Raw genomic sequence first — 16,582 nt, 5'->3', positions numbered from 1 at the left:
AAAAACTGTCAGCATGGGACACAAACTCTTGCTGGCAGTTTTTTTGTCGTCTAGGAAACTATGGATTTAGATCTTGTGGATAGGTTCTCGAAAATAATTATTACGTCTAGCTCAGCTATTTCTTTCGCTCGAGGTCACTTCACCCTGTCAATTGAAGTCTAAGATCAGACTTCTTCTTGCCAGCCTTCCAGTGCTTGCTCCTGCGATTACTCGTCGCATAAAAACAGTGCTCCTGCGATTACTCGTCGCAGACTCCGTGCTTCTTCCTCTGCAAGAGTAATCGAGGAAGAGATTGCGTCGAAGCAGCTCGTAGAGAACTCAGCGAAGAACCGCTCGTTGCTCCTGCGGTTACTCGTCGCAGACAACTTCAGAGTGATGGAGAAGGCGATCTAAAATTGCCGTTGCTATTCCTTTGTCTCCTTGTTTTACATACATATTATTTATATAATGAAGCAACGATAATCTTCAGAATAGTCGGAGGCTTATATGGGACTTGATCTATCAACACTTTTGCTAGTTGTTGGGATCATTAATTTTATGGGATTAATATTAATGATTGTTTTATGGAGAATCAACCCTATGATAGAAGGGCCAGCTTTCTGGGCTTGTTCGTCTGTTAGTTGGTTTGTGAGCTTTATTAGTATACATTTTTTAGATGGTAGTTTGATCACGTTCATAAACAATTGCTGTACATTGATCGGTGCAACTCTATTAATGGAAGGAATCCTTAGATTTCGTGATTTAGGTAATAATAAAAAAAGAGAAAAATTAATAATAGCGTTAATTCTGTTATCCGTTATCCGTTATCATGTCGTATATAAATCAAACAAATCCTACTACAAGATATCTTTACCATGATTTTATTGTTGTATTACTTGCTGTGATTACGATAGTTGCTTTGCTTTATAAAACAAATATAGTTCAATTTTGGGTGCATTTATATACAGCTGTTTCAATCGTTATGATCATCCCAGTTTTTTCTTATAGATGGTATTTAGCATTTAGCGGTCAAATCGAGGATCAGCTAATTGGACCGACACAACATTCATTCCAGGTATTTTTAGTTCTATCTACTATCCCTTTTTATATTGGATGGCCTTTAGGATTAGGACTTGCTATATCTTATCAGATGAGACAGGAATTGAAATCCGCAATGGAAGCAAAATGGTTACAAGCACAAATACAACCACATTTTATTTTTAATACTTTAAATGCCATCGTTCAACTAAGCATTGTAGACGTTGTAAAAATGAGAAGGTTGGTAGAGGAATTTAGTGAATTTCTACGGAGTAAATTTGACTCTAATTCCTTTAATAGATGGACAGCTTTTGAAGAGGAAATGTCCCTCGTAGAATCCTATCTGTATATAGAGAAAGTAAGGTTTGGCGACAGATTAAAAGTTCATTGGAATGTAGAAGATGTAAAAGGATATTATCTACCTACGCTGACAATTCAACCAATTGTTGAAAATGCAATAAAACACGGGGTTATGAAACAGGTTTCTGGTGGAACAATTGAAATTAAAGCATTAAAGAAAAATGGTTATTTACGGGTCATCATTAAAGATGATGGAGTTGGAATGAGCAAAGACGTCATTCGCTCGATTAAACGCATGGATACAGTTAATTCTTCTACAGGGGTAGGGCTCAAAAATACAGATAGAAGACTAATCGAAAGCTTTGGCACAGGATTACAAATTAAAAGTAAGGTAGAAGTAGGCACTGTGATTGCCTTTAATATTACCAAACACGTTTCCCAATAAGAAAAACCGGAAAATGGCGGAGACTCCTCATAAAGCCAGGACGAGCTTCCCCTTGGTTAGCGCAATAATCGACTTGGGCTTATCCTACCAGTTGCAAACGATCAAGATGATGACTCGGATAGACAGTTATTACACTTCATGCTTATATAGGCAGCTGTTTCATAAGTCCCTTTAGTCATCTAAAGTACGAAGTACACAGCTCGACAGTCTCATGGAACCTATTTTTGTTCAACGAAACAGTGCCAACTATCGAAAAGCGATAATTGGCACCGTTTTTCACTTAATTTGATACTGTTTTTCCCGGCCACTTTGTGACTGTCGTACAATCGATCGTATGTGTATGTTAATGGGGAAATAAGGATAGTTAAATGCTTCGATAAATCGATTGTTAAATACGACGGTCAATGGTGTAGTTTTATAAGTAAAACAGCTATGGTGTATCGTCGTACTACTCATATTTTATATCATAGATTGTATGCTATTTTAAAATTTTATAGCTATTCATTCACTCGTCCAGCGCCTAAGTAGCGTTGGCTCCAGTATGAGTTGTTCACGTTTGAAATCGTAACCCCTGTAGATGTGCCAGCATGAATAAAATCACCGTTACCAAGGTAGATTCCAGCGTGTGACGGACCAGACGTGTACGTTTCAAAGAAGACGAGATCACCTTTTTGTGCTGCTGAAACGCTCGTGCTTGCACTGTGAATTTGTGCAACAGTTCTAGGTAGTTCGATTCCGTGCTGACTGAATACATAACCTAGGAATCCACTGCAATCAAAACCAGATGGTGATGTTCCGCCCCAAGAGTATGGAGATCCTAGTAAACTTTTAGCTGTAGATTCTAAATCAGATGCTAGACTGTTAGACGTACTGCTTCCACTGCTAGAAGAGCTCGCATTGGAAGAGCTGCTGCTAGATCCGTTGTTTAATGCTTTATATGTTTGTGGACCAGCGATACCGTCAACAGTAATTCCAGCTGAACGTTGGAAGTCGCGGACGCCCTCGATCGTTTTCGGTCCATAGATTCCAGAAGAACCGGCGCTAAACCCTCTATCTCTTAACGCATCTTGTAAAGCTTTCACATGACTGCCGCTCATACCGCTTCTTAATGTTTGCTCGTATGTAAGCGTACTGCTTGAGCTAGATGAGCTTGAGCCACTAACTCCGAGTGCACCAAACGTTTGTGGACCAGCGATACCGTCAACTTTTATTCCTTTCGATTGTTGAAAGTCACGGACAGCTGCACGAGTAATTTCACCAAAATAGCCTGTTGACGTGTGGAAGGTGAAATAGCCTTTGTCTCTTAATGCCTCTTGTAATTCGACGACATCGTTGTGGCGCATTCCTTCACGTAAAGTTTGGTCACCTAAAGCAGCCTCTGAAATGCTAGGAAGCACGAGTAAGCTACCAGCTAATGTGACACTTAATACAATCTTTTTCATTCTTTGTCCTCTCCCCTTATCATTCTCTAAGTTGTTACAAAAATCAGTATATATAATTGATAGGACAACGACAATCCGCTTTCGGAATATGTCAAAATATATTAACCATGCTGTAATCTTTGTAATAATATGATGAAAAAATGAAATGATAGAGCTAATTAATTGGAAAATCAGCAAGATTCTTCAATAAAGAACAAACTGTGTTGGGTTGAAACTAGAAGTTGCGTCAAACCGAGTAGAAGTTGGCCGAATCACAGGGGAGTTGCGTGAAAGCGAGGAGAAGTTGCGTCCAATCCAAGAGTTGTTGCGCCTAAACAAGGAGAAGTTGCGTCCAAACGAAGAGTTGTTGCGCCTAGTCACAAAGAACTTGCGTCAAACCAATAGAGAAAGAGCGGCACATTAAAATACGAAATGATACTTCACAAATCTGAAAGTTTTCATTAAAATAATATAGATAGACTTTCCATGTTTCTCCAAAAATGAATAAAGGAAGTGACTTTTTTGATTATTAAACCTCTCAAACCTCCTCTTCAACTCCGCCAATTAGAAGCCATGAAAATTAGACTCCCTAAAAGACACAAACTTCTTCAAGACATAGACGACCAAATTTCGGCTAGAACAGCTGGATACAAGGGGGAAAAATCATTAGATTATCACCTTGGCTCGTTTAAATCCTCGAAGAATCATCACATCTTTTATGACCTCCGAATGAAACTAAACGGCCTTATTTTTCAAATGGACATGCTTATTTTATCACCGAATTATGCGCTTATATTAGAATCAAAGAATATGAAAGGTCGATTAAAATTTCAACCACATTATAAACAACTGCTGCAAACGGTTGGTGAGGATACACTTTGCTACCCCTGTCCAATTGAACAAGTACAGTTTCATAAATTTCAGCTGAGTAATTTTTTTAGAGTTAAAAATCTCGAGAGGAATATACCTATCATAGGCTTTGTTGTTTTAACGAACGGAAAGTGCATAATCGAAAGTGATTCAATAGATAAAAAGGTAGAAGACATTGTGATCAGAGGTAAAAATATATTTGATAAAATTTGTATGCTAGATAACTACTATGCAAATGAAAGGTTATCAAGCAAGAGGTTCGATTCTGTGTCTGATACGATTCAACAATCGAGTGAGCCCTGGACCCCGACTTATGAAAATCATTCATATGCGGTATCCGACATTACGTGTGGGACTCGATGTTTAAACTGCCAACTTATCCCAATGTTGAAAAAAAGGGCATCTTGGATCTGCCCGCATTGTAACAAGGTCGACCATCAAGCCCACATTGAAGCATTAATAGACTATGCTTTGCTTATATCACCCACAATTACGACGAAAGAATATAGCCGCTTCTTACAAATACCCATAAGAACTTCCTTATACCAACTAAAAAAACTTAATTTACCCCAAATAGGCAGCGCTAAAAAGCTGAAATATGACTTAAGACCATTATTGTTAAATTAACATTCAATAATTTTCAATCCTTATGTAGAGAGCTCTTAGAATGTGGAGCACAGTATTGTTGCGCCCAAACGAAGAGTTGTTGCGTCAAACTGTAGAGAAGTTGCGTGAAACTGAGGGGAAGTTGCGCGCCCCAGTAGAGAAGTTGCGTCCAACCGCATAGAACTTGCGCCTACCCGTAGAGAAGTTGCGTGAAACCGAGGGGAAGTTGCGCCTACCCGTAGAGAAGTTGCGCACCCCAGTAAAAAACTTGCGTCAAACAGCTAAGAATAAGCTCCGAACTTCCAAGAAATAACCTCTATAATCGAAACCCTTCCTTCAAATTACGGGTCACATCATCCAAAACCACCATAATAACAAACAAATGGATATAAAAAGGGAGTCTTTGGTAAATAATAATGTAATAAATGGAAGTGAAGGAGCTAAGGCGATGCCTGTAATTAAACATAAACAGCATATTGAGGCAGCTGCAGACGTGTGCTTTAACCTTGCGAGAAAGGCTAAAGACCCGACGAGAACGACAACGAAGACGATCAGTAAGGCAGCTGGGAATAAAAAGAAAGAATTGCTTGAGGAAGGCGACCTAATGATTTGGGAAACAGAGAAATTTGGGTTCAATCAGAGAGTTTCTGCAGAAGTAACATACTTGGACGAACCGTTCAAAATTGTCAGTATGATGGTGAATGGTGCACTTTTCCATTCATTTACACATATTCGCGAGTTTATCGAAATTTCGGATGGGACGATGATGATTTGCACGTTCGAATATCGTGCGCCATTCGGACCGATCGGGATCATTGCGAACAAGCTGTTTTTAGAAAAACAGATAAGAGAGTTCATTGCATCACGAGCGAACGCTCTAAAAGTACTTGCCGAATCAGGTAATTCAACAAACTGGAAGCGGCCGAAAGACTTGTTTTCTGGAAGCGAACCGATTTAGAAAAGCGAGCAGAAGAGAACGTGGCGCAAGTCATGAGCGACACGATCAAATCATAAACGCCACGAAAAACCGAAAAAGCCGTGGCAAATCATAAGCGCACGAAAAATCGAAAAAGCCACAAACAACCCCAAAACTCATGTAAAAATCAAAAGTGACTATCGATAAACGAAAAAGGGACGAACCGATCACTCGGGGAGTCCCTTGCCGAAGTTATAAAAAATTATGCTTCGTCTTCTTCGTCTGATTTAACTGTTACGGCGCCATCGAGGCCTAAATGAGCTTGAAGTTCACCAGATACACGTAAGCGCTCTTCCTCTGGCACGATGTAGTACCATATGTTATCGATTCGCTCTCCGTAGCCGTCGATTTCAAGTGTCGTCATGTTGTGGCGCACACTGCGGTAGTTACTTTGGATTTTCATCATTTGGTCGAAGTTTAAGTTTGTCGCAATGTTATTCCCCATCGCATCTAAAAGAGACTGTGCTTTCGTTACCGAAGAGAATTGGGCGCCTTCTTCGATAATCGAGTTAATGATTTGGCGCTGACGGTCGTTACGTCCTAAATCACCGCGAGAGTCTGCTTTTCTCATTCGAGCATACGCTAATGCTTCATCACCATTCAAAAACAATTCACCAGCATCAAAGCTATGTCCACTTTGGTTAAAAGCAAAGTCGTTATCAACGGTGACACCGCCGAGCGCGTCAACGATATCTTTAAAGCCTTCCATATTAACCGTCATAAAATAGTCAATCGGAATGTCTAAATAATTTTCAACTGTATCCATCGCCATTTCCGGTCCACCGTGTGCATAAGCGTGGTTAATTTTTTCCGTAGTGCCGCGTCCGACAATTTCGGTTCGTGTATCACGTGGAATGCTCACCATTTTCATGGAGTTATCTTCTGGGTTTGCTGTAATCACCATCATCGTGTCTGAACGACCGCTGTCCGCTTCACGTGTATCGACACCGAGTAATAAAAAGGCGAGCGGGTCTTGGTTTTCCATATCCACTTCAACATCGCGTTTTGCAGATTTTTCTCGGTCAATCGTCACATGCATACGGTCGTCTACCGTATTTTCCACCGATTTATATAGGTAAAATCCATATCCAGCGACCGATAAAAACAATAATCCAACGATCGAACCAATAATAATAAGTGCTTTTTTCATCTTTCACTTTTCCCCTTTAGTAGAATATAATCGTCCATAACATTTAAGACGGTTTAACCAAGCAAAACGTTTCAGTAAAAAATCCAATTACAAAAATGTGGAATTTCTTTAACATATAGTATATAACATTTCAACAATTTATCAATCTACAAATCCATGCTTTTTCTAGTATTTTTCATCAAAATATTTACATTATGCGCAATTTGCGGTAGCATAAAGCAAGAATAAAGGTCAGCTAGCAGGAGGAGAACATGGAAGAAACTATTAGTTTAAAAGAAATATATGAAACGTTGAAAAAAAGAATCGGAATGATCATCGCGATTACCGCGGTTGCAGTTGCAGCAAGTGCTATCATCTCTTACTTCGTACTGACACCATCATATCAAAATTCGACACAGCTACTCGTGAACCAATCAAAAGAAGAAGGACAAATGTATACATCTGGGGACCTTAGAACGAACATGGACCTTATAAATACATACAACGTCATTATTACTTCTCCTAGAATATTAGAACCTGTGACAGAAGAGCTAGGCTTAGAACGTTCGATTAATTCGTTAAAGGACCAAATTAATGTAAACAGTCAAGGGGATTCGCAAGTAGTGAATATTACCGTAGAGGATATAGATCCGGCAATGGCAGTCGAGATCGCGAATACGATTGCACTTATTTTCCAGCGCGACATCGTCGACATTATGAATGTTGATAACGTCTCGATTTTATCAGAAGCCGAATTAGCTGAAGATCCAAGTCCAGTAAGTCCGAACCCGACATTGAACATGGCAATTGCACTCGTCGTAGGATTAATGGCTGGCGTTGGTCTCGCATTTTTACTCGAATTTTTAGATAACACGGTAAAAACCGAAGACGATATCGAAAATAAGCTAGGGATTCCAGTGTTAACATCAATCTCAACAATTGATGAAACGAAAGTGAAGACTGGACAGTTAAAGCATACGACACGAACAAGAACAGGACGTGAGAATTTTGGCGCGTAATCGAAAAAGTGAAATATCAGACAAACAGCGAAATTTAGTCGCGCATTTTGATAAAAAATCACCGATAACTGAACAATTCCGTACGTTACGAACGAATATTCAATTTGCATCGATTGACAGAAAGATTCAAACGATGATGGTGACATCTTCGACACCAGGTGAAGGAAAGTCAACGACGATCTCGAACTTAGCCGTCGTCTTAGCACAGCAAGGGAAGAAAGTACTCATTATTGATGCCGATTTACGAAAGCCGACTGTTCACTTTACGTTTCAACTTCCGAACCAAGTAGGGTTGACGACCGTCCTCGCGAAACAAACGGAGTTTTATGATGCCGTTTATGAAACATCGATTGACAACCTTGACGTATTAACGTCTGGCCCTGTTCCACCAAACCCGAGTGAATTACTCGGAACAAAAGCGATGAATGCATTCATTAAAGAGTTGGAAAAACATTATGATTACATTTTGTTTGACGCACCGCCAGTGACTATAGTTACCGATCCGCAAATTATTTCTCGCTATTGTGACGGTGTTATCCTCGTTGTTAGAAGCGGAAAAACAGAAGAAGAGGATGCGAAAAAAGCGGTTGAAGCGTTGGAAAAGGTTGAGGCGAACATTTTAGGTGCAGTATTAAATGATCGAAAGTTAAAAGATTCACAATATTATTATTACTATGGTGAAAACTAAAAATTTACAAAATTTTTATAGAAAATACCTATAAAGCTGGTATAATAGTCATTATCTTGAAGTGGATTTCTACTAAATTTCAATAGAAAGGGGTTCAATCGATGATTGACCTCCACTGTCATATATTGCCCGGTGTTGATGATGGGGCGAAAGATATTATATATGCTCTTGCGATGGCGAAAGTAGCTGAACAAGAAGGGGTGACGACGATCGTTGCCACTCCTCATCATCAAAATGGCGTATTTATTAACGAAAAACAACTGATTCAAGAAAAAGTGAATGAACTAAATGCTAGATTGAAAGAGGAAGGAATCAACGTCAACATTCTTCCTGGTCAAGAATGCCGCATGTATGGGGAATTACTAGAGGACTATGATCTTGGCAAAATCCAAACAGTCGCAGATAGTAAATATGTTCTCGTTGAATTTCCGTCCGCGCAAGTACCGAGATATGCAATGCAAATGCTCTACGATATTCAGTTAAAAGGGTTAACACCGGTCATTGTCCATCCGGAACGAAACCAAGTATTTATGAAAAAACCGGACATGTTGTATCAATTCGTAAAAAACGGGAGTTTAACTCAGGTGACAGCAGGAAGCATAGCAGGAACATTCGGAAAGAAAATTAAAAAGTTTTCGCTTGATATGATTGAAGCAAACCTTACACATGTCATTGCATCAGACGCACATAATACGACGAACCGCAATTTTCACCTACAATTAGCCTATGATGAGGTCCAGCAGGAATTCGGTGAAAACATGGTTTATTTTTTTCGTGAAAACGCAGAAATTGTTGTCGAGAACACCCATGTGATGATTGAACCACCCGAAAGAATAAAAGAGAAGAAGTTTTTTGGCTTATTTTAACGAAAGATGCACGTTTCTCATTTCTCATTGGGACGTGCATTGTATAGATTGTTAATACATACACAAATTGAACCTTGTAAGAGAGTCTTTCACTTACGAGGTTTCACTCATTGTTCTACAGGATGATTTACCTGTATATATTTACGACTGAAGTTCTTAAAAAAAGGTGATGTCTCCTTACCTTTATCAACTGGAGATACTCGGCCGTGCTGTGGGAGTGCACAAGCAGTCCTTAGGCGCACGTCGCCACTGGTACGGTGTGAGGTTAGGTTTAATGCCTATCTTACATATGTAAATTCATCTAGAAATGATGTAACGAATAAATCATCTAAGAAAAACGAAATGCAACTTTTCGACAAAAGTATACCATGACTTATAAGAAGTTGTACAATAAATTTTCTAAAAATAGCTTTTAAAACGAATATTTCTAAAAAGGTTTTGTCGAATGAATGTAAAAATCTTTGTTTGTCGACAAAAGTTGATCAGAATTTCGACATTCATTCGTCGTTTGTTAGAAAACTATTAGATTTCGAAAACTTCCTTCTTTTGGATCGTGCTAAATGGACTACAAGAGCGTTCACCAATGGGCTAATATAACAAACAGTCTCTAACCTATTGATGAGCGTTCTTTAATGGAACGGAGAAGATTCTTTTAACTCATGAAAGGAGGACTTTGAATGGGGTATAAAACAAGGTTAAGCTTACTCGTTTTTGTCGATTCGGTTATCGTATTTTTCTCCATATACGTAGGATACTGGCTGTTAAGTCCTGAATCGGAAATGGTTCCGATAGCGGTTATCGTCAGTTCACTTGCATTATTTGCTTGCCACCATGTATTTGCACATCGGTACAAACTTTATCAGCGCGTATGGCAGTATGCGAGTATTCAAGAGTTGACAGCAATATTCAAAGCAGTGACATTTTCGATCTTAACGGTAGCGGCTATTTTACTCGTTGCATTCCAAGGCTTTTTTATACGGACATTACTCATTACGTGGATGCTACATATTCTGCTCATTGGTGCATCGAGATTTTCTTGGAGGCTTTACCGTGACACGATGCTGAATAAGGGGAAAAATAAAAAGCGAACACTTATTATCGGTGCCGGTGCGGGTGGAAGTATGGTTGCTCGGCAGTTAATGAACAGTGAAACGACAGAATTACATCCAGTGGCATTTGTTGATGATGATGAGACAAAACATAATCTTGAAATTATGGGCTTACCCGTCCTCGACAATGTAAAAGAGACGGCGAGGATTGTGGAAGAAAACAACATTGACCATATCCTTATTGCGATTCCATCTTTAACGAAAACGGAAATTAATGAAATTTTTTCGATTTGCGCAGAAACGAAGGCGCGAACGCAAATTATGCCATCAGTTGAAGACATTATGTCCGGTAAAGTATCGGTTCAGGAAATTCGTGACGTTCAGGTCGAAGATTTATTAGGACGTGAACCTGTTCAATTAGATAGCGAAAGTATTGGCAATAAAATCACAAATAAGACGGTCCTTGTCACTGGTGCAGGAGGCTCGATCGGTTCAGAAGTTTGTCGTCAAGTTTGTCAGTTTAAACCAGCCAAAATCGTCCTTCTTGGTCATGGGGAGAATAGTATTTACAGTATTGAAATGGAACTGAAAACGACCTATACAGACATTGAGATTGAAACAGAAATTGCCGATGTTCAAGATAAAGGACGAATGAATGAAGTGATGAGAACGTACTATCCTGATGTCGTCTATCACGCTGCTGCTCATAAGCATGTGCCATTAATGGAGAAAAATCCACACGAAGCTGTGAAAAATAATGTGATCGGTACGAAGAATGTGGCAGAAGCTGCAGATAAAGCAGGAGTGGCATCCTTTGTGATGATTTCCACAGATAAAGCGGTCAATCCGACAAGTGTGATGGGGGCGACGAAGCGGATTGCGGAAATGGTCATCCAGCATATGGACACGATTAGTGAAACGAAGTTTGTTGCTGTCCGGTTCGGGAATGTGCTTGGCAGTCGCGGCAGTGTCATTCCGTTATTTAAAAAACAAATAGAAGCTGGCGGTCCTGTCACCGTAACACATCCAGAGATGACGCGTTACTTTATGACCATTCCTGAAGCGTCAAGACTCGTGCTTCAAGCAGGAGTAATCGCAGATGGTGGAGAAATCTTCGTTCTCGACATGGGCGAACCGGTCAAAATTGTTGATTTAGCGAAAAATCTCATTCGTTTATCTGGTTTTAATGAGGGAGAAATTGACATCCAGTTCACGGGGATGCGTCCTGGTGAAAAGCTATTTGAAGAGCTCCTCGGAGAAAACGAAGTCCATAAAGAACAAATATATCCACAAATTTACCGTGGGAAAACCCCTCCGGTAAACGTTGAAGTGATTTATGACTTAATTAATGAATTCGAAGACTCAAATGTAGTGACTTTACGTGAACAAACGTTAAATATTGCTCATTTTAAAGTAGAGCGATTAAAGCAATTGAGTGTTGTGAAGTAAGTATAATAGAAATAATGATTACATGGGAAGGTTGTCTAAGAATGGGAGATAGAATATACCTTTCATCACCACATATGAGTGATGAAGGCTATGAAATGAAATTCGTGAAAGAAGCTTTTGAAACTAATTGGATTGCTCCGCTTGGTGAAAATGTGAACGAATTTGAAAATGAACTGGCAGATTTGGTTGGTTCTAAGTCTGCGGCTGCACTGTCTTCAGGAACTGCAGCAATTCATTTAGCATTAAGAGCAGCGGGTGTAGGCGAAGGAGATGTAGTTTTCTGTCCAACTCTTACCTTTTCTGCTACGGCTAATCCGATTATTTATCAAAATGCCACACCTGTCTTTATAGATAGTAACTATGAAACTTGGAATATGTGTCCTAAAGCTTTAGAAGAAGCATTTCGTAAATATCCTCAAGTAAAAGCTGTTATTGTTGTACATTTATATGGGTTGTCTGCGGATATGGATAAAATCATAGAACTATGTCAGAAAAATAATGTAATTTTAATTGAAGATGCCGCTGAATCTCTCGGTACATACTATAAAGGAAAACATACTGGGACATTTGGAGACTATGGAATCTTCTCTTTTAATGGAAATAAAATTATTACTACTTCTGGCGGTGGAATGCTCGTTTCAAATAATGAAAAAAAAGTGGCTAAGGTTAGATTTTGGGCAACTCAGTCTAGGGATGTAGCAAGACATTATCAACATAGTGAATTGGGGTATAATTATAGGATGAGTAATGTTGTTGCAGGGATAGGAAGAGGGCAATTAAAGGTTCTTGATCAAAGAGTTCAAAAGAAAAAGAATATATATGAATATTATAAAAAAGAACTAAGTTCACTACCGGGAGTGAATTTTATGCCTTCTAATGTATGGGATAACCCTAATTATTGGTTAAGTGTTGTTACATTAAATGGTCCCGCTAGACCTTTTGATTTAATTGAAGCTTTAGAAGCAGAAAATATTGAATCAAGGCCTGTATGGAAACCAATGCATTTGCAGCCATACTTTAATCACTATGATTATGTAGGAACAGATGTATCAGAAAAGTTATTCGAGAATGGACTTTGTTTACCATCTGATACGAAAATGGTCGAAAAAGATTTAGAAAAAGTTGCAAAGGTTGTAAAGGAGCTGTGGTAAAAGTTATGGGACGCTCTAAGTATAGTTTTTATAGGAAATTTATAAAGAGACCGATGGATTTTATTTTATCTTTAATTGCCCTAATCTCTTTAAGCCCTGCAATAATATTAGTTGGATTATTAGTAAGGATAAAACTAGGTTCACCTATTATATTTAAGCAAGATAGACCAGGAATGTATGAAAAGGTTTTTACATTATATAAATTTAGGACAATGACAGATGAACGAGATGAAAATGGGGAACTATTACCTGATCATATAAGGTTAAATAAATTTGGACGTTTACTACGTTCAACTTCTTTAGACGAATTGCCAGAACTAGTGAATATTTTAAAAGGCGATATGTCAATCATTGGTCCGAGACCATTATTAGTCGATTATTTACCTTTATATAACAACTTTCAAAAAAGACGACATGAAGTAAGACCAGGGTTATCTGGACTAGCGCAAGTTAGTGGAAGAAATGCCATTAGCTGGGATGAAAAATTTGATCTTGATGTGCACTATGTAGATAATATTAGTTTTTTGTATGATATTAAAATTATCTTTCAAACCATAAAAAAAGTTTTTGTGAGAGAAGGAGTAAATTTCGAAAATAAAGCACAGGATAATAAATTTCGCGGAAGCAAAAGTAGTTAAAAAAATAAATTACAATAAAGGAAAGATAGAATGAAACAACTCTTCATAATTGGTAGTGGTGGTTTTAGTAAGCAAGTAATCGAAATAGTTGAAAACATAAATAAGGAATACGAAAGATATGAATTAGTAGGGTTAATTGACGATGATGAGAGACTCATTGGACAAGAAGTACTTGGTTATAAAATAATTGGAACTACAGATTATTTAAAACGTCAATCAAAAAAATGTAAGGTATATGGAGCTATTGCTATAGCTAATGGTAATGTCAGAAGGGAAATCACAAAAAAAATAAAGGATATTAATTGGGTCAATTTAATTCATCCTTCCTCAATAGTCAGTAAATATACCAATATAGGAGTAGGGAATATCATATGTGCAGGAACTATTATTAATCCAAACTTTAAATTAGGTAACCACTGTCATATAAATATAGGAACTACTATAGGGCATGATGGTATTATCGAAGACTATATTACTGTAATGCCTGGCAGTAAAATCTCAGGTAACGTAACTATAAAATATAATTCAACTATAGGTACTGGTTCTACAATTTTACAAGGGCTAATAATAGAAAAAAATGTTACATTAGGTGCAGGGTGTGTTTTGACTAAAAATACAATTGAAAACAGTATGTATATAGGTGTTCCAGCTAAAAAAGTTAAAAATATTATTTAATAATAAATATAGACAAAATGATTAGTTATTAATATAAAATAAACTTTAAAACTACCGTATGTTATTGAGTAATTTAGGAGACGTTTTGATGAAAAAAGTTCTTATCTTAACAAATTCCATTGATGGACTTTATAGCTTCCGCAAGGAATTAATGCAAAAGTTAATTGAAGAAAGATATGAAGTGATTATTTCATCTCCTCAAGGAGATAAGGTGTCTTATTTTAAAAGTATCGGGTGTAAATATATTGAAACAAATGTTGATAGAAGAGGACTAAACCCACTTAATGATTTAAAACTATTATTAAATTATAAAAAAATTGTAAAATCTAATAAACCACGTGTTGTATTAACATATACTATTAAACCTAATGTATATGGTGGGGTAGTTTGTAGGCTTTTAAATGTTCCACAAATAGCTAATATAACTGGATTAGGTACCGCTGTAGAGAAAAAAGGTCTACTACAAACTATTTCTTTATTTTTATATAGAATATCATTGAAAAAAGCCCAATGTGTCTTTTTTCAAAATAAAGAAAACCAGGAGTTTTTAATTAGTAAAAAAGTTGCAGTCAATAATAATAGGTTGATTCCTGGGTCAGGTGTAAATCTACAACGATTTTACCTTATGGAATATCCAGAGGGAGATATATTGAGGTTTATATTTATTGGAAGAGTGATGAAAGAAAAAGGGATTGACCAATATTTAAAAGCCGCTCAATATATAAAAACTAATTATCCAAATACAGAATTTCATATTATTGGTAATTGTGAAGAAAACTACTTAGAGAAATTGAGAAAAATGGAAGAAGAAGGGTTAGTAATATATCATGGAAGGCAAGATGACGTAAGAGAATTTCATAAGTTCTCTCATTGTACAATACACCCCACGTATTATCCAGAAGGTATGTCCAATGTATTACTAGAAAGTGCTGCTTGTGGTAGACCTATTATTACAACTAATCGCAGTGGATGTCGTGAAATTGTTGATAATGAAGAAAATGGATATTTAGTTGAGCAACAAAATGCTAATGACTTGATCAAGAAAGTAGAAGCATTTATTTATTTAGATCATAATACTAAAATTGAAATGGGATTGAAAAGTAGAAAGAAAGTAGAAAAAGAATTTGATAGACGAATTGTTGTAAATGCATATTTACAAGAAATTAATCGGTAGGTGACTTTTTTGAAAGAACCAGTTAAACGCGTCCTTCATGTATTTGGTAGACTTGATTCTGGTGGCGCTGAAAGTAGAACAATGGATATTTATCGTTCGATTGATAGGTCAAAAATTCAATTTGATTTTGCTATTCATACTAAAGATGAATGTTTTTTCTCCGATGAAGTAAGGTCTTTAGGTGGTAAAATATTCAATTTTCCGCGTTTTACAGGAAAAAATTATTTTAAATATAAAAAAGCATGGAGATCCTTTTTTAAAAAACACCCAGAGTATGACATCATTCATGGACATCAAACAAGTACTGGGTTCATTTATTTAAATGAAGCGTTAAAAAATGACGTTAAAGTAAGAATTGCCCATGCTAGAAACTCAAATAAAGATAGTCGAATAAAAAGATTTACAACAAAACTTGCTCGTTATTATGCATCTGACTTATTTGCGGTTTCTAGGTTAGCAGGTATTAGTGAGTTCGGTAAAAAATTGGTTGCAGATGGTACTGTAAAAGTTATACCAAATGCTATAGATGTTGAAAAATATAAATTTGATGAGGGAGTAAGGAATAGAGTAAGAAAAGATTTACTATTAGAAGATGAATTAGCAGTCATTCACATAGGCAGATTCCACCCTCAAAAAAATCATAACTTTTTGATAGATGTATTTAATGTATTATTGGAAAAGGATAAGAATGCTAAATTGTTTTTAGTAGGGGATGGAGGACTAAGGAATAATATAGAAGAAAAAATAAAAGAATTAAAATTAGAAAACAAAGTAGAGATCCTTGGGATAAGGTCAGATGTCCCAGAACTATTACAAGGAATGGACTTATTGTTATTCCCCTCATTTTTTGAAGGGCTCCCTGGTGTAGTGTTGGAGGCTCAAGCAGCAGGACTTCCTTGTATAATTTCTAATAGCATAACAAATGAAGTACTTGTAACAAATAGAGTGTATAAATTAGATCTTGGCTGGGGTGCCCATACATGGGCTGAAAAGGTTACTGATATGGATTTCTTTCATGACAAACGAATACAAAATAGATTAGTGAATAAAAAATTTGGCATTCATAATATCAAGAATTTTTATGAAACATTTTATACTAAAGTATAAAA

Annotated in this window: 16 protein-coding genes; 14 read left to right on the top strand and 2 right to left on the bottom strand. The window is 37.2% G+C overall.

Features of this window, described 5'->3' with window-relative positions; all coding sequences use genetic code 11:
• Window positions 1-486 precede the first annotated feature (486 nt).
• Entirely contained in the window at window positions 487-858 is a 372-nt protein-coding gene (locus tag CD001_RS26175) for a hypothetical protein (RefSeq protein ID WP_096185802.1), read from the top strand.
• Between the two features lie 22 nt (window positions 859-880).
• Window positions 881-1,762 carry a sensor histidine kinase gene (locus CD001_RS01075; RefSeq protein ID WP_179298554.1) on the top strand — a complete coding sequence of 294 codons (882 nt, stop codon included), beginning with the start codon at window positions 881-883 and terminating at the stop codon, window positions 1,760-1,762.
• Window positions 1,763-2,259: 497 nt separating this feature from the next.
• Here the strand turns inward: CD001_RS01075 and CD001_RS01070 are convergent, their stop codons facing one another.
• Window positions 2,260-3,204, bottom strand: a complete 945-nt coding sequence (locus CD001_RS01070) for a C40 family peptidase (protein WP_096185800.1) — start codon at window positions 3,202-3,204, stop codon at window positions 2,260-2,262.
• 208 nt (window positions 3,205-3,412) lie between these two features.
• On the opposite strand from CD001_RS01070, the gene CD001_RS25855 reads away from it, so the two are divergent.
• From CD001_RS25855 to CD001_RS01060, 3 genes are all read left to right on the top strand, one after another.
• Entirely contained in the window at window positions 3,413-3,607 is a 195-nt protein-coding gene (locus CD001_RS25855; protein ID WP_142303526.1) for a hypothetical protein, read from the top strand.
• 98 nt (window positions 3,608-3,705) lie between these two features.
• Window positions 3,706-4,680 (top strand): nuclease-related domain-containing protein, encoded by a 975-nt coding sequence (locus tag CD001_RS01065; RefSeq protein WP_096185799.1) that lies wholly within the window; start codon window positions 3,706-3,708, stop codon window positions 4,678-4,680.
• A gap of 427 nt (window positions 4,681-5,107) precedes the next feature.
• On the top strand, window positions 5,108-5,617 hold the full coding sequence (locus CD001_RS01060) for an SRPBCC family protein (protein ID WP_096185798.1): 510 nt from the start codon (window positions 5,108-5,110) through the stop codon (window positions 5,615-5,617).
• Window positions 5,618-5,837: 220 nt separating this feature from the next.
• Here the strand turns inward: CD001_RS01060 and CD001_RS01055 are convergent, their stop codons facing one another.
• Entirely contained in the window at window positions 5,838-6,785 is a 948-nt protein-coding gene (locus CD001_RS01055) for an LCP family glycopolymer transferase (protein WP_096185797.1), read from the bottom strand.
• Between the two features lie 251 nt (window positions 6,786-7,036).
• Between CD001_RS01055 and CD001_RS01050 the strand changes: the two genes are divergently transcribed.
• The 9 genes from CD001_RS01050 (at window position 7,037) to CD001_RS01010 (ending at window position 16,580) form a co-directional block, all read left to right on the top strand.
• Window positions 7,037-7,783: a YveK family protein gene (locus tag CD001_RS01050; protein ID WP_096185796.1), complete on the top strand. Its 747-nt coding sequence runs from the start codon at window positions 7,037-7,039 to the stop codon at window positions 7,781-7,783.
• The gene (locus CD001_RS01045; RefSeq protein WP_096185795.1) at window positions 7,773-8,471 is read left to right on the top strand and encodes a CpsD/CapB family tyrosine-protein kinase; all 699 of its coding nucleotides are present in this window, start codon (window positions 7,773-7,775) and stop codon (window positions 8,469-8,471) included. The genes CD001_RS01050 and CD001_RS01045 overlap by 11 nt, the downstream gene beginning before the upstream one ends.
• Before the next feature lie 101 nt (window positions 8,472-8,572).
• The gene (locus tag CD001_RS01040; protein WP_096185794.1) at window positions 8,573-9,337 is read left to right on the top strand and encodes a tyrosine-protein phosphatase; all 765 of its coding nucleotides are present in this window, start codon (window positions 8,573-8,575) and stop codon (window positions 9,335-9,337) included.
• A gap of 677 nt (window positions 9,338-10,014) precedes the next feature.
• Window positions 10,015-11,835: a polysaccharide biosynthesis protein gene (locus CD001_RS01035; RefSeq protein ID WP_096185793.1), complete on the top strand. Its 1,821-nt coding sequence runs from the start codon at window positions 10,015-10,017 to the stop codon at window positions 11,833-11,835.
• 41 nt (window positions 11,836-11,876) lie between these two features.
• Window positions 11,877-12,986: a DegT/DnrJ/EryC1/StrS family aminotransferase gene (locus tag CD001_RS01030; protein WP_096185792.1), complete on the top strand. Its 1,110-nt coding sequence runs from the start codon at window positions 11,877-11,879 to the stop codon at window positions 12,984-12,986.
• 5 nt (window positions 12,987-12,991) lie between these two features.
• Window positions 12,992-13,624: a sugar transferase gene (locus CD001_RS01025; RefSeq protein WP_096185791.1), complete on the top strand. Its 633-nt coding sequence runs from the start codon at window positions 12,992-12,994 to the stop codon at window positions 13,622-13,624.
• Between the two features lie 30 nt (window positions 13,625-13,654).
• Complete coding sequence (locus CD001_RS01020; RefSeq protein WP_096185790.1) at window positions 13,655-14,299, top strand: acetyltransferase; 645 nt, start codon at window positions 13,655-13,657, stop codon at window positions 14,297-14,299.
• Between the two features lie 88 nt (window positions 14,300-14,387).
• Window positions 14,388-15,473, top strand: coding sequence for a glycosyltransferase family 4 protein (locus CD001_RS01015; RefSeq protein ID WP_096185789.1), 1,086 nt, complete (start codon window positions 14,388-14,390; stop codon window positions 15,471-15,473).
• Between the two features lie 9 nt (window positions 15,474-15,482).
• On the top strand, window positions 15,483-16,580 hold the full coding sequence (locus CD001_RS01010) for a glycosyltransferase family 1 protein (RefSeq protein WP_096185788.1): 1,098 nt from the start codon (window positions 15,483-15,485) through the stop codon (window positions 16,578-16,580).
• Window positions 16,581-16,582: the final 2 nt, after the last annotated feature.

It is taken from the genome of Evansella halocellulosilytica (genome assembly GCF_002335745.1).
Taxonomy (GTDB): domain Bacteria; phylum Bacillota; class Bacilli; order Bacillales; family Salisediminibacteriaceae; genus Bacillus_CA; species Bacillus_CA halocellulosilytica.
This window is presented reverse-complemented; position numbering and strand designations above follow the sequence as displayed.